Raw genomic sequence first — 17546 nt, forward strand, 5'->3', positions numbered from 1 at the left:
ACTACATGATTCCACTTCGGTGTTAGTTGGGCAGCGTCGGCTCACCGACAGGCCCACGGATCTAGCATTGCCGCTTCGATAATCGACGACCAATCGCCACCCCGATCAGCGTCAGGGCGATGCCAGCCACGCCGCCAAGCCCTGCGAAAGTGATGCTTACCTGCACGTCGTTGAAGTTGCGCTGCGGCTTGGGGCTCGAAATGACCCGCAACCGAGAGATTGCCACGCGGGTGCGCAAACCCGGCTCCGCGAGTCGGAACTGCACACTGCACCCGGTGATGTCTCCGGTGGTGAGGCGTAGGTAGCGGCCACGCCCGTGCACATCCTGATTCGGACCGGCCACGAACTTCAGCTGGTGATCCACGGCCACTTCAAGTTCGCTGTTACGACCCGGCGAACGGAAGTCGTAGTCGAACTCGACCATGATGGCTCGATCGCTCACCGGCAGCGTGACGGCCAAGTTGGGTTGGCTGCGGCTGAGATCCTGTTCCGGCATGCTCACTGGCTCCATGGTGAACGGCGTCTCTTGTGCCGTAGCCTCGCCTTCTCGCCACGTGAGCGGCAGGACCGTTTCGTCGCCGGCTTCCATGTAGTTGGTCTTCAGTTCCGTCGTGTCGTAGCCGTGCATGGGCGACCAGCCGAAGCCGTAGTCCCGTTGCTGTGCCACGGTGTCGGCGTACCACTGCACCGGGTATTGATGTGCCTGGCTGACAGGTGAGGAGTCCTCGCCGGTACTCGCTGCCGGCATGAGGCGAACATCCACGACGTTGGCCAAGCCAGGCCGCGAGTGATAGGCCAGACCAAACATGGACGCATAACTGTCAACGAAAGTACCGCCATCGCCCCGGCTGGGATTGAGTCTCGGCAATATGTTGTCCAAGAGACCGGCCGCTCCCCCAGCCCGACTGAACCAATCCTCCGGACAATCCAGCAGCGTCAGTTGCCGGGGTGGTTGGGCCAATGCCAGCGCAGCGTGGGTAGAGACCACACAGCCGTGAGAATGTCCGATCAAGTGAACCAGTGGGGTGCTGCGACCGCAGGCTTCTTGTAGTGCGATAGCTAGGCGGCGGCCGTTGACTTCGGTCTTGCTGAACGAATCCCGACCGGAAAACAGATCGGCATCGGTGCCGCTTTGATCGACCCAAGAAAACCACAGCACCGCTGCCTCTGGATCTCGCTCGGCTAGAGCCATCAGCAGTGGTGAGTAGGACTCGATCATCGATTTACCGGAGGAGCTTTCCACTCGGGAATCCCACGCGCTGGCAGCGCCGCTCTCGGCGAACAGCGAGTCGGTGATTTCTCGCGAACCGGGTTGCCAGCCGTGCACAAATACGTAGACCCGCTTGGTGCCCTGCAAGCCGCCTGACTCGACTTGGTGGAACTTGGCGTCGGAGTCTGGCGTGGCTGACTGGTACTGGGCGAGACGCTGGATCGGCGGAATCGGAGATTGGCCATCGAAAGTCCGGTCATCGTCGCGTCCCACGGCGGCTGGCATCATGGCGGCAGCGTATCCGTTGTAGTGGTTTTCTCGCCCGCTAATGGCGGTATCGGTGCCTCCGGTGGCCACAATCTAGGCGTACCCCAGCTGTGGTGTCAGGGGCACACGACTAGCACCTGCGTCGACGAAGCATTCCGATTGCCCCCATGACGGCCACCGCGGCACTCGCACCCACGATCGCGCCCCCGGTGGCCATCACCATGCCGAACCGAGCGGTGCTGTAGTTGCGCGGTGGTGGCTTGGGCGCGCACACGATCCGTAGTTGCGAGATATCGACTCGGGTGCGCGCTCCGGAGTCGACCAGGCGGAACTGCACAAGTACTTCACCTGCGGAGTCTGGTTGAATCCGCAGATATCTGCCCCGTGCCGGAATCGGGTGTCGAGCCGCAGCGACTAGCCGCAGTTCGTGATCAACGGCTACCTGTAGGCGAGTGTCGCGACCGGGGTGACTGATGTCGTAGTTAAAGTCCAACAGCACGGCCGACTCATCGACGCGCAGCGACACCGCAAGATCAGGTTCGGATTTCGTGAGGGACTGTTCGGGCAGGTCGACCGGTTCCAAAGTGAAGTCCGGGGTACCGGAACCTTCGCTGCCGTCCGCACGAGTCAGCGGCAGGAGTGCGGAGTCTCCCCGTTGGAGATAACTGGCTTTCAACTCACGGGTGTCGAAGCCCACCATCGGTGACCAGCCGAAGCCGTGATCGGCGCCGGTGGCGATGCTGTTGGTGTACCAGGCGACCGGATAGTGGTGGGCCTGACTCACTGGACTCGCTGGATCAGAGCTCGACACTTTGGGGGTGAGCCGCACGTCCACCACCTGATGCAGTCCCGGTTCGGAGTGGTAACTGCCGCCATACACGGATGCGTAGTTGTCTACGAAAGTCCCGTGCTTACCTCGTTGGGGGTTCAGCCGGATCAGCAGTTGATCGAGCAGGCCTGCCGCTCCCCCGGTGCGAATCATCCAGCCTTCCGGACAGTCCAACACGGTGAGGTGGCGAGGCGGTTGCTCCAGGGCCAACGCCGCGTGAGTGGCCACTACGGAGCCATGCGAGTGTCCGATGAGATGCACCTGTGGCGAACTGCGGCCAAAGGCCTGTTGGAGAGCCACGGCAAGCCGCCGACCATTGATGCCGGTTGTCCGGAACGAGTCTCGTGCGGCATGTAGCCCCGTTTCCGTTCCGCTTTGATCCACCCAAGAAAACCACAGCACGGCACTGTCCGGATCGCGCTGTGCCAGGGCGGCGAGCAGTGGGGTGTATTCCGCAGCGAGCGACTCGCCAGATCGGTTGCTGACCTGCTCATTCCACGCTTGCACTGACCCTGCTTCAGCAAATAGTTGATCAGCAGCGCTTCGCGAGCCAGGAATCCAGCCGTGGACGAACACATATACGCGCCGATTGCGGCTGAGGCTGCCGGCTTCGATCGGTTCAAATGCGTAACCACCGTCAGCGTTCGGCACATACCGACCCAGCCGTTGCAACGGTTCAATCGGTGACTCACCGGAGAAGTCGCGGTCGTCGTCGCGTCCGATCGCGGCAGGCAGCATGACCGACAGCCTAGCCGTGACCTATCGCTCGAGTTGGTCGGGACGGTAAGGATCGTTGACCGGCGGGCCAGTTTCCTGATTCTGGTGTGGATTACTCGTTCCTAGCCGTGTGACCTGTGCGTCTTCGAACGACTGGTGAGGTGCGCCAGCCAGCAATCATGAGCCATATGAGGACTACCCCAGCTACTACCTCTGGCCAGAAAGCCACTCGATCGGCAACGCTGAGGCTGTCTCGTAGCGGCAACCTAGGCACCAGCCACCCGGCGGTGCGTTCCGGCAGGCTCGCGGTCATCGTGCCGTCTGGTTGGAACACTGCCGAAATGCCGTTGGTGGCCGCGACGACTGTTGCGCGGCCGTGCTCCACCGCACGAATGCGAGCCATGGCGAGTTGCTGCTCGGACTGACCAAGGCCGGTGTAGGTCGCGTTATTGGTTTGCACCGCCAACATCCGGGCCCCGGCCTGCACGGTGTCGCGCACGAGGTCGTCGTAGGCCACCTCAAAACAGATGATGTCGCCGAGCACCACCGGACCGACCTGCAGCACCCCTGGTTCGGTGCCGGCGACGAAATCTCGTGGTACTAGGTCGAACCGGCCGATTACCTGGGTGAGTAGATCCCGGGCCGGCACGTACTCGCCAAAAGGCACCGGGTGTTGTTTGACGTAGATCTCCCCGGGACCGGTATCTGGGTCCCACACGATTCCGACATTGAGCACCGTGTCTGGATTTTCGGGATTGGTGACCACCGCTCCGACCAGGATGGGTGCGTTGATGGCTTGGGCGGCCCGATCGATCGCAGCGGCTGCATCTGTTTGCGTGAGCGGGTCGATATCGCTGGCGTTTTCCGGCCAGATGACGGACTGGGGTTGTGATTCGCGGCTCGCCGCCACGGCTTCAGCTAGCGCCAAGGTTTGGGCGACGTGGTTGTCGAGAACTGCTCGTCGATTGCTGCGATCGGCGAATCCGAGTCCGGTGTTCGGTACGTCGCCTTGTACGACCGCCACCACTGCGGATTCTGGTCCATTTTCGGTTTGGCCGCCGGTTGGTAGCGGGATCAGCAAAGCAGCGAACGGGACCACGATGACCACGCCCCCGGCGACGACAGCATCCAGACGCAGTCCATCGGCCCAGTGGTAGCCGGCCCAGGCTAGCCAACCGCCAGCGGCGGCAACCGCGAACGTCAGCAACGCTGCCCCACCCCAGGAGGCCAGTGACAGCCATGGTGCATCGGCCTGGCTGTAGCTCAGCCGCCCCCACGGCCAACCCCCCAACGGCACCCGGTCTCGGATCGCTTCCATCGTCACCCAGACCACGGCTATCCCCCACGGCCATCCAGGTCGCCGCATCACGATTGCAGTGGCGCCACATGCGGCGGCGATGGGCAGCGAGGTGAACAGCGTCAATGCGATCCAGGCGTCCCAGCCCACCACCCGGATCCATTGCAGGGTGATGGCGAAACTGACGACCCCGACCGCTAACCCGAGGAGCAGTGCCCAACGCAGCCGCAGCCCCCCTACCGCCAGCGCCGCCAGTGCCACCCCGATGATCGCCAGCGGCCACCACCCTTGCGGCGGGAAAGCCAAGCCGATCGTGGCCCCGGCCGCTAGCGCGGCCAGCAGCCGAAGGGAGCGGGTCATCCCAACCGGCCGGCGTCGTAGATGATCCGACCGGCCGCGACTGTGGCCAGGCACGATGGATTTGGCGAGTCTGGTCCCAGTTGCGGCAGCACCGGAGTGCCGGAACTCGGGTCGGTGGACCACCGCGAGATTCGCTCGTCGGCGGCTTGCACTACCAACTCCACATCACCCCACACCGCCAAATGGGCGGCCTGGCCGGGTGCTAAGACTCCGGCGTCGTCGATCCCGGCCGCACGCCAGCCACCGCGGCTGTGGGCAGTGAACGCGCTGCGGGCGCTGATGCGTTGGTCGGGGTTGTGATGGTGGATAGCGGCGGACACTGCTCGCCACGGATCGATGGGAGTCACCGGGGCGTCCGAACTGAACGCTAACGGTGCCCCGCCGCGCTGGAATGACGCGAACGGGTTCATGGTGGCGACGCGTTCGGCACCCAGTCGTTGGGTGTACATGCCGCCGGGTCCGCCCCACAGTTCTTCAAACACGGGTTGCGCGCTGACCGTGATGCCTAAGTCACAGATGCGTTGTAGCGCCTCGGTTGACGGCATCTCTACGTGCTCCAACCGGTTCCGCCCGCGGCGGAACGTATCGGCACCGATGTCAGCAGCCGCCAACGCCATGCCGCGGGTGGTGACCTCCAATGCGGCGTCTCCGATTGCATGGAAGCCAGCCTGAATCCCGGCCTCAGCGCACTGCACGACATGGTCGCGCACCTGCTCCACGTCTAGGTACGCCTCGCCAACACAGGTCGAGTGGTCGGTGTAGGCGTGACACAAACTGGCGGTGTGGGAACCCAGTGCCCCGTCGGCAAATAAGTCGCCCGCAGCCCCCACTGCGCCGATCTCGGTTGCAGTGGCCGCGCCGCCCAACTCCCCCCAGTAGCCCAGCACGATCGGGTTGTCGCCGCCAGATCGTGTCAACAGCTGTTCCAAGTCGTTGCGGGGCGAGATCTTCGGTCCAGCCATTTCGTGGACTGCTGCAATCCCGTTGGCTGCGTAGGCGTCTAGTGTCACTTGGTGCAACTGACCTCGTTGGTCATCAGGCAGCTGTGCCAGCACCGCATCCCGAGCAGCGTAGTGTGCGTCCGCCCGTAACCAACCATCAGTGCTGTAGCCGGCCAGACCAGTCAGATCGGGAATCGCATCGAGCAACGCAGTGGAGGCAAGCGCCGAGTGGACGTCGATCCGGGTGAGATACACCGCGACCCCGGGTGCAGCGGCGTCTAGTTCTTGTCGGTCCGGGACGCTGGCGTCTACCCAGGTGGTCTCATCCCAGCCGTGACCAACCACGATCTGACCTGCCGGCAGGTCGCGACAATGCTGTGCCACGGCCGCCACCAACTCCGCACCACTTTGGCAGCCGGTCAGATCGAGACCGACAAGATTCATACCCGTGGCGACAGTGTGCACGTGTGCGTCTACGAATGCCGGGGTGACGAGGGCCCCGGCCAGATCGATGACGCGATCCACCCCGTCGCGTTGCGCCAGGGCGGCTCCTTCATGACCTACCCAGGCGATGCGATCCCCGTCGGTGAGCAGCGCGGTGGCACCCGGATCCGCCGGTGTGTGAATCCGGCCGTTGTTGAACAGCAACCGGCTCATCGCAGCAGTCCTCGGCTGATCACCAACCGTTGAATCTGGTTGGTACCCTCCACGATCTGCAGCAGCTTTGCTTCCCGAAAATAGCGCTCCACTGGAAAATCCTGGGTGTAACCAGCGCCGCCCAGCACCTGCACAGCGTCGGTGGTGACTTTCATCGCGGCATCGGTGGCCACTAGTTTGGCCATGGCGGCTTCCTGACCAAAGGATTGGCCGGCGTCCTTTCGTTGGGCAGCATCGAGGTACAACGCCCGTGCAGCCGCTACGGCGGCGGTCATATCCGCCAGCAGGAAACCCACCCCCTGGAACTGTCCGATTGGTCGGCCGAACTGTTCCCGCTGTCGGGCGTAGTCAGTGGCAGCATCGAGAGCGGCTTGCGCTACCCCGACGGCACAAGCGGCCAGACCCAACCGCCCCGAGTCCAACGCAGCCATGGCAATCCGGAAACCCTGCCCTTCCGCTCCGATCAGACGATCCGAGCTGACCGGTACCGAATCGAGGATCACCTGCGCGGTGACGGACGATCGCACCCCCATCTTGCGTTCCGGTGGTCCAAAACTTAGACCGGGTGCATCCGCCGGGATCAGCAGACAGGAGATGCCGGCTGGACCGTCCTCGCCGGTACGGGCCATGGTGCTGTAGAAGTCGGCTGCACCGGCGTGGGTGATCCACGCCTTGCTGCCAGTAACGGTGTAGTCGCCGTCACCATCAGTTTTCGCACACGTTTGCAATGAGGCGGCATCCGATCCGGATTCGGTTTCGCTGAGGCAATAGGCGCCGAGTAGGTCTCCACCCAGCATGTCGGCCAGCCACTGCTGTTGCTGGTGCGAAGTACCGGCGGTCGCCAGCGGATAGCAAGACAGCACGTGCACGCTGACGCCCATCCCCACCGCGAGCCAATGCCGGGACAGTTCCTCAATCACTTGCAGGTAGACCTGATAGGGCTGACCGCCGCCACCCTGCTCCTCCGGATACGGCAGACCCAGCAGTCCGGTCTGTCCAAGTAAGTGGAACACCTCCCGCGGGAACGTCTGTGACTCTTCAGCTGCCGTGACTCGGGATGACAGTTCCGCGCTCCCGATCTCGGCGGTCAACGCCAGCAGGTCGCGAGCCTCGGAGGTCGGCAGCAGACGTTGCTCGGGTGTCACTCGATCACGCCCAGTTCACGAGGGCGATTGTTCATGAGTACCGGCCCATCTTCCCCGCACACCACAATGTCCTCGATTCGAGCGCCGTGCTGGTCGGATAGGTAGATTCCTGGCTCCACTGAGAACGCGTGACCCACCTCCATCAGGTCGGTGTTGCCCTCCACAATGTACGGGTCTTCGTGGGTCTGCAGGCCAATGCCGTGTCCGGTGCGATGGATGAAGTAGTCGGCGTAACCGGCGTCACTAATGATGGACCGCGCAACCGTGTCAATGTCCTGACAGGCGATGCCCGGCCGAACGGCAGCCACTGCTGTGGCTTGCGCCTCTTGCAACACCTGGTAGTAGGCGGCGAACTCCGCCGGTGGTTGCCCGAGGCAGTAAGTACGAGTGGAGTCGCTGCAATAGCCACTGGGCAATGTGCCGCCAATGTCCACCACCACCGGATCACCGGGTTCGACCACTCGGTCGCTCACCTCATGATGCGGACTTGCGCCGTTCGGTCCTGACGCGACGATCACGAAGTCCACTCGGTCATGACCGGCCTGAATGATGGCATCCGCAATGTCTGCACCAATCTCCCGTTCGGTGCGTCCGGGTCGCAGCCACTCGGCCAGCTGCGCATGAACGGAGTCGATGGCGGCTCCAGCACGAGTCAACTGGGCAATCTCAGCGACGCTCTTGACCGACCGAAGCGTGGTGAGCACTGGGCCAGCCAGTCGCTGTGAGGTAGCGGGCATGGCTTCGGCGAACCGCAGCGACTTCTCCGCCCACATGTGATTGTCCACTCCCACGGCCGGCACCGCCCCGAGACGATCCGCGATGAGGGAATAAGGATTAGCAGTCTCCGGCCAAGGCAGCAGTTCGATACCGAGGTCAGCAGTTCCGGCTGCCCGTGCTGCGGGGAGTTCCAGTTCCGGGACCACCAGCACCGGATCGCCATCTGCAGGGAGCACCAGGCAGGTGAGCCGTTCCAAGGCCACAGCGTCGTAGCCGGTGAGGTACCGCAGATCCGGTCCGGGTGATACCAACAGCGCTGCCAAACCTGAATGTCCGGCAGTTGTCGCCGCTGCTCGTAACCGGGCGGCGTAGTCGGCGGCTCCGATACTGGTCTCGCTGGTTTCTGGCATGTCACCACGGTAGTTCACATTTGACGCGGCATCATGGCGACATGGCTTCGCGTCTCATGCTGCTCGATAGTGCTTCGTTGTATTACCGCGCCTTCTACGGTGTCCCGGATCGCTTCGCTGCGGTGGACGGCACCCCCACCAACGCCATCCGAGGCTTTATCGACATGGTGGCGCAACTCATCGAGCGCTTCTCCCCCGATGAAATGGTGGCCTGTTGGGATGACGATTGGCGGCCACAGTTTCGGGTCGAGCTGGTGCCCTCCTATAAAGCGCATCGCGTGGCGCAGGAAGTGGACCCCAACACCGCTGAGGGCAGTGACTCGTCCGGTGACGACGACATCGAAGAAATGCCAGATGCGTTGTCGGTGCAGGAACCGGTGATTGCCGATGTTCTGACTGCGGTGGGCATCCCCGTGGTGGGCGCAACCGGGTTTGAGGCGGATGACGTCATCGCCCAGCTAGCCCGGGATCATGTAGGTGGCGTGGATGTCGTCACTGGTGATCGGGATCTTTTCCAACTTGTTGATGATTCCCGCGGCGTGCGGGTGCTTTACACCGCCCGCGGTCTAGCGAAGTTGGGGCTGGTGGACGCGACGTGGGTGGAGAACAAATACGGTGTCACGCCTCAGCACTATGCAGACTTCGCTCTGCTGCGCGGAGACGCCAGCGACGGCTTGCCGGGTGTATCGGGTGTGGGAGAAAAGACGGCGGCGCGACTGGTCAACGAATATGGGTCGATCGCTGCCATCGGCAAAGCCGCCGATGACCCCGATAGTGGTTTGAGTAAACGGATCCGAGCAAACCTGCTGGCGGCTGGCGACTACTTGCAGCGTGCCGATCCCGTGGTGCGGTTGGACCATGTAGTGGTCGTGCCCCCAGGTCCTTACCCACTGCCGCATGAGCCGCAGCAGGCAGCAGCCCTCACCCAGCTGGCCGCTGAATACCGCATCGAGCGGCAAATCAAGCGGCTGACACAAGCACTCGCCGATTAACCGTTGCCTGGTCGGGTAGGTACTCCCGTTTTGGTCGTCGTCACCGGGATTGCGGACTTCTTGCCCCGGATGTCGTTAGACAACGCTCTGACCTGAACCTTGTAGCGGGTTTGTGGCGTGAGTTTGCGGTAGTCGCGTGAGATCCAGCCGTTCACGTTCGGACGAGGATCCTTATCGCGCCATTTTGACCAGCTCGGCTTCTTGCAGTTCCAGCCGCCGGCGCTCTTTTTGATGCACTTCTTGGTCCGGGTCTGGTAACTCGTAACGGGCAACTGGGTTTTTGGCCGTTTCCACTTCACCAACGCTCGCTTAGACTTCGTCTTCTTGCTGGGAGCGTTGAGTTTGCGGACTTTCCCCAAACTGACCCCACTGCTGTCGGTCGCCACTCCCACACCGGTGAGACCGATGGTTGCCTTGCCTTGGGCGTTTGACTGCAATTTCAGCAAGGCCACCGAGGTATCTAGGTGCCGTGGGAAGAACTGAACCGCAATCTTGCAGGAGTCCCCAGGCTGGATGGTTTTGCCTAAGCATCTATTTCCCGATTTGGGTGCAGCGAACTCATCGTCCGGGTCGTTGGCGATTTTCACTCCGGCGACCCGCAACGGAGAATCACCGATGTTCGTGATTATGGCCTGATTCTTCTTGGCGGTGAAAGTCGACACATCTCCGAAGTCGACGGGATCACCGGAGACAACGGCGCCCGAAGAGTCTCCGGTAGCTAGTCCCGAGATCAAGAATTCAGCATCAGCGTAGGGATACTCAAGCGGCGTAAGTCGCATCGTTGCGGAGTATTGACCCAATTTTTGTGGCGAGAAATCGATTTGACCGAGGCAGTTGACCTCCGTGAAAGCCACGATATTGCCGGTCGTGGCACAGCCAGATGAAGGTGAGTAGGCGAAGCCCTCTTTGTCGCCCTTGGGAATGTCTACTTTCACATCAACAGACTCCGCCAAGAACGATGCTCGTAGCCGGACGTCCGCGGTGGTTGCATCGCCGGTCTTGGTATCTGGCAGCACCACCGGTGACGGGAAGACTCGCAGTTGCCCGGAAACAGCCAACGGCCATAGCGAACACACCGGCTCTTCACCTCGCGCTGTGTTCTGGCAGATCTTCGCTGAGTTTTCCGGCCCCTCGGCTGTTCCGATTCCTAACTGGCCCTGATTATTAAGCCCGAAACAAAAAGCGCCAGCAGAAGTTCCCACTGCACAGGTAAAGTCCACCCCGGCGGAGATTTGTCGAGTAGGACTCAGCCCCTGCACACCACCTTCGGGTTCAGCGACCGGGACAGGAGACGCAACTTTGCCGGATTTACCCGTTCCCAGCGCTCCGTCGTAGCCGTTACCCCAGCAGTAAGCGGCTCCGGCCTGTGTCACTGCGCAGGTATGTTCCACGCCTGCAGAAACGGATGCGACATCCCCGTTGGGTAAACTGGATACGACCGGAACATTGACCTTTACTGGCACTCCCACACCCCCCGCATCGAACTTGCCGTCCCCTAGTTGCCCGGAGGAATTATTTCCCCAGCAGTACGTCTGCGCATTAGGTGGTTCACCTGTGATGGCGCAAGTATGAGCGCGTTGATTGGATTCCCCCCCTTGGGATTCACCGGCATTAATGGCGGTGACGCCGCTTAGTCGCGAACTGTCACCGGGTCTGGCAACCACCGGTGCGAGCGGCTCTGCATTGTTACCTACGCTTCCGTGCCCTACTTGTCCCGTGTAGTTTGAACCCAAGCACCAGGCGTTGCCCTGCTGGACCAGGCATGCGTGAGTGCCACCCGCCGACACAGCGGAGACGTTGTCATTACTGAAGTCCTCCCCCGGGAAGCCTTCATTGCTCACCAGCCACGGCAGTCCCTGACCCGGATAGCTCGACATCGCCAAATCTCCCCAGCAGTAGGCCTGACCGCCATTCCTCCCGGCGCCGAGCGCAGGTTACCTTCCAGCCGGCAGAGATCTCGGTGATACTCCCCTGCGGGAAGGAACCAGGCCTGACCCCGTCTTTGGACACTGTCGCAGTGCTGACTTTCTTGGGTGTGTCTTGAAAACCATCAGCGAGCCCAGTACCTAGCCTTAGCTGATTCCCCCAGCAGTACGCTTCTTGTGATTGGGTGATGGCGCAGGCGTGAGATCGACCGGTGGAGACCTGTACCGCCCCCGCGAAGTATTCCCCAGTTCCCTGATCACCGGCACGTACCCTGACCGGGCGAACGCTACTGACGGGCGTGCCATCCCCTAGTTGCCCGGAGGAGCCATCCCCTAGTTGCCCGGAGGAATTGTCTCCCCAACAAAAGACTGAACCGTCGCCGGTCGTGGCACAGGCACTCCGCGATCCCGCCGATATTTGCTTCACCCCGCCAGTCGCTTGCGCCTCGATAGCCGCCACGGCGGCCGCTGTGTCTTGTCCTTGTAGCGTCTCGGTGTTCGATGTGGTGGCATTTGTGGTCATACCATCTGCTGCTTGGCTGGTATTCGGGGCGATGAGCAGCCCGGCTGCTAGTGCACAGCCGGCGACGAGAGCCCAGAGGTGAGTTGGGGCTAGTTTCGCGGGACGAGCGCGCACTGTGATCCTCCAGTCATGTTGGCGACGCCGTGACTTTAGCCGAGCGCGACTGTTAATGGCATTCGCAGGTCTGAACGCTGGGGTTTAGCCGTTGCCGGGTTTGATGGGCACGCTGCATCGGGGTGTGGTGAATGTCGTTGTTTTGCGTTTTCCGGTGCCAGCGATGGACTCCGCGCGTACTTGTACCTTGTAATTGGTATTGGGTTTGAGGTTCTTGTAGGTGTAGCTGAGGTTGCCGTCCTTGTCAGGTACCCAGTCGAGGCTCTTCCACTTCTTCCAGTCACCGTTCTTCTTGATGCGGGTTTGGTAGCCGTTGACGGGGGCGCTGCCTGAGTCTTTGGGTTCTTGCCAGGTGATGGTGGCGGACCGGCATGTCAGTTGCTTGCTGGGTGCCTTGAGTTTGCGCACTTTGCCGGGTGGAGCCAGGTCACCGTCTTTGTCGGGGGTGATAACGAGGTTTCCTTCGCCGGCCAAAGCTACTGAGTCTTCGCCACGGTCACTGTTAGAGGTGATGACCAGCAAGCCGGCAGCGGGTCCGGCCACCCGGGGGAAGAACCGGACCGAGATCTGGCATTTCTTTCCCGGTGCAAGTGTGGTCTTACACAGGGAAGCGTCTTTGATGTCGAACTCTTTCTGAACGTCTTTAACCTTGATCTTGTCGATCGTGAGTGGCTCATCGCCGATGTTTGACAGTGTGGTCTTGGCAGTTTTCACGTCGCCCACAGCAACGGTGCCGAAGTCCACAGGGTTAGGCTTCGCCGCCAGAACCGGCCCACATGTACCTACGCATTCAGCCTCACCAGTGCCGGTGAATTCCGCCGTCTTCGGCCCGACCGACAGTCCCAGCGGTGGCTTAGTCGTGCCGCTGTTGACCTGTGTCTCGATCAACGTCTTGAAGCCGTATTCGCCAGCCTTATCAGGCGCAAAAGAGGCTATCCCAGTACAGCCTTGATCAGCATTCACAACACTTCCCTGCGCCGTGCGCGGTTCGCAGCCCTCCCAGCCGAATACGGTCCGATCGCCCTCGTGGAATTCAGTGAGGGTCGCCTTCGCGATTACCTCGTAGAGGAAGGATGACCGCACCTTCACGTCTTCCTGGTGCTTCGTGCCGGGTTTCACTTTCCCGAAGTCGACCGACGACGGTGACACCGATAACTGGCCTTCTACCAACCGTGCCGTCGTGGCACAGGGAACAGGCTGCCGGGTGGTTCCGCAGTTCTCGACAGCGAAACCACCCTTGCCCAGTTGTCCCAGTTGGTTGCTGCCCCAGCAGTACGGCATCGACTCATCATTGATAGCGCACGTGTTTGCCGCGCCCACCGAAATCGCAATAGTCCCCCCACCAGCACCAAACCCCTCTTCACCCGGGAGCACTGCGACAGGCGTGAATGACGTAGACGTTGTGCCGTTGCCCAACTCGCCAGTCTTGGAATCACCCCAGCAGAACATGCCGGTGTTGGTCTGGGCGCAGGTGTGCGCTTTGTTGGAGTCAGATGTCGCGATGGTGGAAGCCCCGGTTAGGAACTGTGACCTAGATTGCTCGCCGGCTAAAACTTGGGTGGGTGGGATGGCTATGTTCGATTGGTCGTTCTCTCTCTGGTCTCCGATGCCGAGTTCCCCAAAAGTGTTGTTTCCCCAGCAGAAGACTGAACCGTTGACTACCGCACACCCGTAGTCCCAACCAACGGCGACCGCACTTGGAGTTCCGGCTTCCGATAGTGAACCTGTTCCCTTGCCTGGAGCGCACACCTGTGCCGGTCTAAACGACGTTCCCTGAGATTCCCCACATCCCAGAGCGCCATTAGTGTTACTTCCCCAGCAGTAGACTTTACTCGCCGCTATAGCGCAGACAGTCTGGTGACCGACCGAGATCTGGGCTACCCCAAGCAGTTCGATCTGCTGGGGAGTTTTGGCACATGACAGCGCTGACCCGGTGGAACTGCAATTTGCAGGGCTGCCAGCTGGTGTTTGATTCACTCCTACCTGACCGTAGAGGTTGTCGCCCCAGCAGTACGCGTTGCCACCCGCTATAGCGCAAGTATTCTTTAGGCCCGCCGCAACGGATGTCACATTGGCCAGATTCACCTGTTCGGGTTCCGCTGCGTTCTGCTGTGAGCCAGTGCCTAACTGGCCGCGTTGGTTGCGGCCCCAGCAGAACAGTTCGTTGTTGGCTAGCGCGCACATGTGGTCGCCGCCGGCGGCCAGTTGGGTCACGCCCGTCAGCCATTTGCCTCCTTGTGCGCCACCTTTCACGCGTACCGGATACGACTCAACGTTGCCGGATTGATCGTTGCCCAGTTGCCCGTACTGGTTGTTTCCCCAGCAGGAGACATGCCCCACCTGTGTGGCCCCGCAGGCAAAGTTAGAACCGACCGTGATATCAGCCGCAACTCCAGTACTTGCAGCCGAGATCCTGTCGGTGCTGTCAGCGGTGGTGTGACTATCGCTAACTGTCGCTTTGGCAGACGCGGGCGCCATAGACATCACCAGTGCCATACCGAGGACCGCAGCGGCAGCAAGGGCCCATATTTGAAACCAGGTGGATCGAGTGCTCAGTTTCACGGTGATCTCCTCTAACTCCCTCACTCTAGCGAGTAATCGCGCGATTTTGGGGCAATCATCAGCAGGGCCGAAAGACGGATCTCGAGCGTACTCGCGCAACCAGCCACCGGTCCGATTTCGGGGTCACTGGGCCGGTTGCTATTCCCGCACGCCGGAGTAGGCGACCACTCCTCGATCTACCAAACCAGCGGCGGTCTTTGCGGCATCGGCGACGGCGCTACCGGGTTGTGCCTGCATGATCTGACCTAACAGATCGATTACTTGTTTAGACCAGCGCACAAAATCACCAGCAGTGAGGTCCGACTCCCACAGGATGCTATCCAGCGCATGTCCGCGAGCCCAACGAAACATCGGCCAACACAATCCGAGATCGGCTGCGGGCAGTGTCTGCAATTTGTGGTCACTTTCCAGCGCTGCCAGCCGCTCCCAGGTATCGACTAACCGGTCCAGCGCTTCGCCCGCTTCACCGCCGGGGAGTCGCGGCTTACTGCCGTCATCCCGGCCACGCGATTCATACACCAGCGCAGCGCACAGGCAGGCCAACGTTTCTGGCTTCATGCCGACCCACGACTCTTGCCGTAGGGATTCCGCGACCACGAGATCGGTGTCACCGTAGATCCGGGCCAGCATCCGACCCGAGTCGGTAACTTGCTGACCGGAATCGTCGAGATACCCCAGACCAGTCAGCAAGCCGCAGATTCGGTCGAACTGCCGCGCGATGGTGTTGGTGCGGGAGTCGATGCGCTGCTGCAGTTTCTCGGTTCGTCGGCGTAGCTTGTGGTAGCGCTCCCCCCAGCGGGCATGACGTTCCCGATCGTCACAGCCGTGGCAGGGATGCTGGCGCAGTTGCCGACGTAGATCGTCGATCTGCGCTCCGAGTTCGTCGTCGCCACCGCTGGCTTCGGCGCGTTTATCTGGCAAGTCTCGGGCTACCTCCCGCAGTGACTGCGCCACCTGACTGCGGCTGTTGGCCGATCGGGAGTTGAACGATTTGGGGACCCGCACCCGGCCCAACACCGCCACGCCTTGCGGGAAGTCACCCAGCCCCAGTCGTCGAGTGCGCCGATCTAGGTCGACTGCCACCACCCGAGGATCGGTTTCGGCATCCGCAGAAGCAGTTTCCACGATGACTACTGGTCCGGAGCGCCGCCCTCGTGCCACCCGGACAATCTCACCGCGACGCAATTCCCGCAATGACGCTTCAGTCTGTTGCCGACGACGGGCCCGGTTCTGGCGGTCGCCATCTCGTTCTAGAGCTTTGAGTTGATCGCGGAGAGCTGCGTATTCGGAAAACTCCCCCAGGTGGCACTCCATGGCTTCCTGATAGCCCGCCATCGCCTCCTCATTGCGGCGCGCTTCTGCTGCGATGTCCACTACGGCGGAATCCGATTGGTATTGCGCAAACGAACTTTCCAACAAGGCGCCGGCGCGGTCGCGGCCGGTGGTGGCCACCAGGTTGACCGCCATGTTGTAGGAGGGTCGGAAACTGGAACGTAATGGATAGGTGCGGGTACTCGCTAGACCCGCGAGCATGCGCGGATCTAGGCCACGGTGCCAGGCCACGACCGCGTGACCTTCCACATCGATGCCGCGTCGTCCCGCTCGACCGGTGAGTTGGGTGTACTCCCCCGGTGTCAGATCAACGTGCGCTTCCCCGTTCCACTTCACCAATCGCTCCAGTACGACGGAGCGAGCCGGCATATTGATGCCGAGTGCCAAGGTCTCGGTGGCGAACACACATTTGACCAGTCCCCGTTGGAACAGTGCCTCGACTACTTCCTTGAACACGGGTACCAGGCCGGCGTGGTGGGCGGCGATGCCGCGTTCTAGCGCGTAGAGCCACGACTCGTAGTTCAACGCAGATAGGTCTGCTGGATCTACTCGGCCACAGGCCCATTCGGCGTAGTCGCGGATTGCGTCGCGCTCATCGTCGTCGGTGAGTTGCACCCCGGCACGCAGGCACTGCTCTACTGCGGCGTCGCAGCCGGCTCGGCTGAAGATGAAGTAGATGGCTGGCAGCAGTCCGCCCTGGTCGAGGCGACGTACCGCCCCTGGGCGAGACACCCGGTCGTTGCCCCGACCACCTGGTCGTCCGCGACCGTGTCGGCCTTTGGCACGATGGGAACCGCGCGAGGAACGCTCAAACTTTGCCTCCTCCGCCGCCTTGTGCAACAGTTCCGGATTCACCTTCGCCTGGTCGGCGTCCACGAACAGATCGTGCAAGTGCTGGCCCGCGAGTACTTGCTGCCACAGTGGCACTGGCCGATATTCCTCTACGATCACGTCAGTGCTGCCCCGGACTAGCCCCAGCCAATGACCGAACTCTTCGGCGTTACTGACCGTGGCCGACAGTGCGGTGACCACCACACTGTCCGGCAGATTGATGAGCACCTCCTCCCACACGGCACCCCGGGAGCGATCCGCGAGGTAATGCACTTCGTCCATCACCACATGCGCTAGATCCAGCAATGAGCGGCTGCGGGCATAGATCATGTTGCGTAGCACTTCGGTGGTCATTACCACTATCGGAGCATCGGAGTTGATCGAGTTGTCCCCGGTTAATAGGCCGACCCGGTCATGGCCGTAGCGATCGGCGAGATCGTTGTACTTCTGGTTAGAAAGCGCCTTGATGGGGGTGGTGTAGAAGCAGGACTTACCGGCTTCCAACGCCAGATGGACCGCGAACTCCCCCACCACGGTTTTACCGGCTCCGGTTGGTGCCGCAACGAGTACGCCGCGGTCTTGTTGCAGGGCAGCGCAAGCCGCGAGTTGAAAGGGATCTAGCGGAAACGAGTAGTAGCGCAGAAACTCGTTGAGTACTGGGTTGCTGGCACGCTTTTTCGCGGCCGCGAATCGCTCCGCGGGGCTAACCATGTGGAC

The 17546-nt window shown here is 61.6% G+C and carries 11 protein-coding genes; 1 reads left to right on the forward strand and 10 read right to left on the reverse strand.

The annotated features are described in order from the left end of the window. Positions 1–61: 61 nt before the first annotated feature. From K0U62_02525 to K0U62_02550, 6 genes are all read right to left on the reverse strand, one after another. Positions 62–1567 carry an HK97 family phage prohead protease gene (locus tag K0U62_02525; GenBank protein MCH9800393.1) on the reverse strand — a complete coding sequence of 502 codons (1506 nt, stop codon included), beginning with the start codon at positions 1565–1567 and terminating at the stop codon, positions 62–64. A gap of 40 nt (positions 1568–1607) precedes the next feature. Continuing rightward, positions 1608–3044 (reverse strand): hypothetical protein, encoded by a 1437-nt coding sequence (locus tag K0U62_02530; GenBank protein MCH9800394.1) that lies wholly within the window; start codon positions 3042–3044, stop codon positions 1608–1610. Positions 3045–3135: 91 nt separating this feature from the next. Further along, positions 3136–4680, reverse strand: a complete 1545-nt coding sequence (gene lnt / locus K0U62_02535; GenBank protein MCH9800395.1) for an apolipoprotein N-acyltransferase — start codon at positions 4678–4680, stop codon at positions 3136–3138. After that, complete coding sequence (locus K0U62_02540) at positions 4677–6278, reverse strand: amidohydrolase family protein (protein ID MCH9800396.1); 1602 nt, start codon at positions 6276–6278, stop codon at positions 4677–4679. The genes lnt and K0U62_02540 overlap by 4 nt, the downstream gene beginning before the upstream one ends. Then, positions 6275–7423, reverse strand: a complete 1149-nt coding sequence (locus tag K0U62_02545; GenBank protein ID MCH9800397.1) for an acyl-CoA dehydrogenase family protein — start codon at positions 7421–7423, stop codon at positions 6275–6277. Before K0U62_02545 ends, K0U62_02540 begins: the two co-directional genes overlap by 4 nt. Beyond that, on the reverse strand, positions 7420–8550 hold the full coding sequence (locus K0U62_02550) for a Xaa-Pro peptidase family protein (GenBank protein ID MCH9800398.1): 1131 nt from the start codon (positions 8548–8550) through the stop codon (positions 7420–7422). The genes K0U62_02545 and K0U62_02550 overlap by 4 nt, the downstream gene beginning before the upstream one ends. Positions 8551–8606: 56 nt before the next feature. Here K0U62_02550 and K0U62_02555 point away from each other — a divergent pair, with 56 nt between their 5' ends. Then, positions 8607–9542 carry a 5'-3' exonuclease gene (locus K0U62_02555; protein ID MCH9800399.1) on the forward strand — a complete coding sequence of 312 codons (936 nt, stop codon included), beginning with the start codon at positions 8607–8609 and terminating at the stop codon, positions 9540–9542. Here K0U62_02555 and K0U62_02560 read toward each other — a convergent pair. The 4 genes from K0U62_02560 to K0U62_02575 form a co-directional block, all read right to left on the reverse strand. Further along, complete coding sequence (locus tag K0U62_02560) at positions 9539–11419, reverse strand: choice-of-anchor D domain-containing protein (protein ID MCH9800400.1); 1881 nt, start codon at positions 11417–11419, stop codon at positions 9539–9541. The two genes, K0U62_02555 and K0U62_02560, sit on opposite strands and share 4 nt — an antisense overlap. Then, on the reverse strand, positions 11373–12104 hold the full coding sequence (locus K0U62_02565) for a hypothetical protein (protein ID MCH9800401.1): 732 nt from the start codon (positions 12102–12104) through the stop codon (positions 11373–11375). The genes K0U62_02560 and K0U62_02565 overlap by 47 nt, the downstream gene beginning before the upstream one ends. Positions 12105–12188: 84 nt before the next feature. Then, positions 12189–14666, reverse strand: coding sequence for a choice-of-anchor D domain-containing protein (locus K0U62_02570; GenBank protein ID MCH9800402.1), 2478 nt, complete (start codon positions 14664–14666; stop codon positions 12189–12191). Positions 14667–14804: 138 nt separating this feature from the next. Then, positions 14805–17540 carry a DEAD/DEAH box helicase gene (locus tag K0U62_02575; GenBank protein MCH9800403.1) on the reverse strand — a complete coding sequence of 912 codons (2736 nt, stop codon included), beginning with the start codon at positions 17538–17540 and terminating at the stop codon, positions 14805–14807. Positions 17541–17546 lie beyond the last annotated feature (6 nt).

It is taken from the genome of Actinomycetes bacterium, assembly GCA_022599915.1.
GTDB lineage: Bacteria > Actinomycetota > Actinomycetes > S36-B12.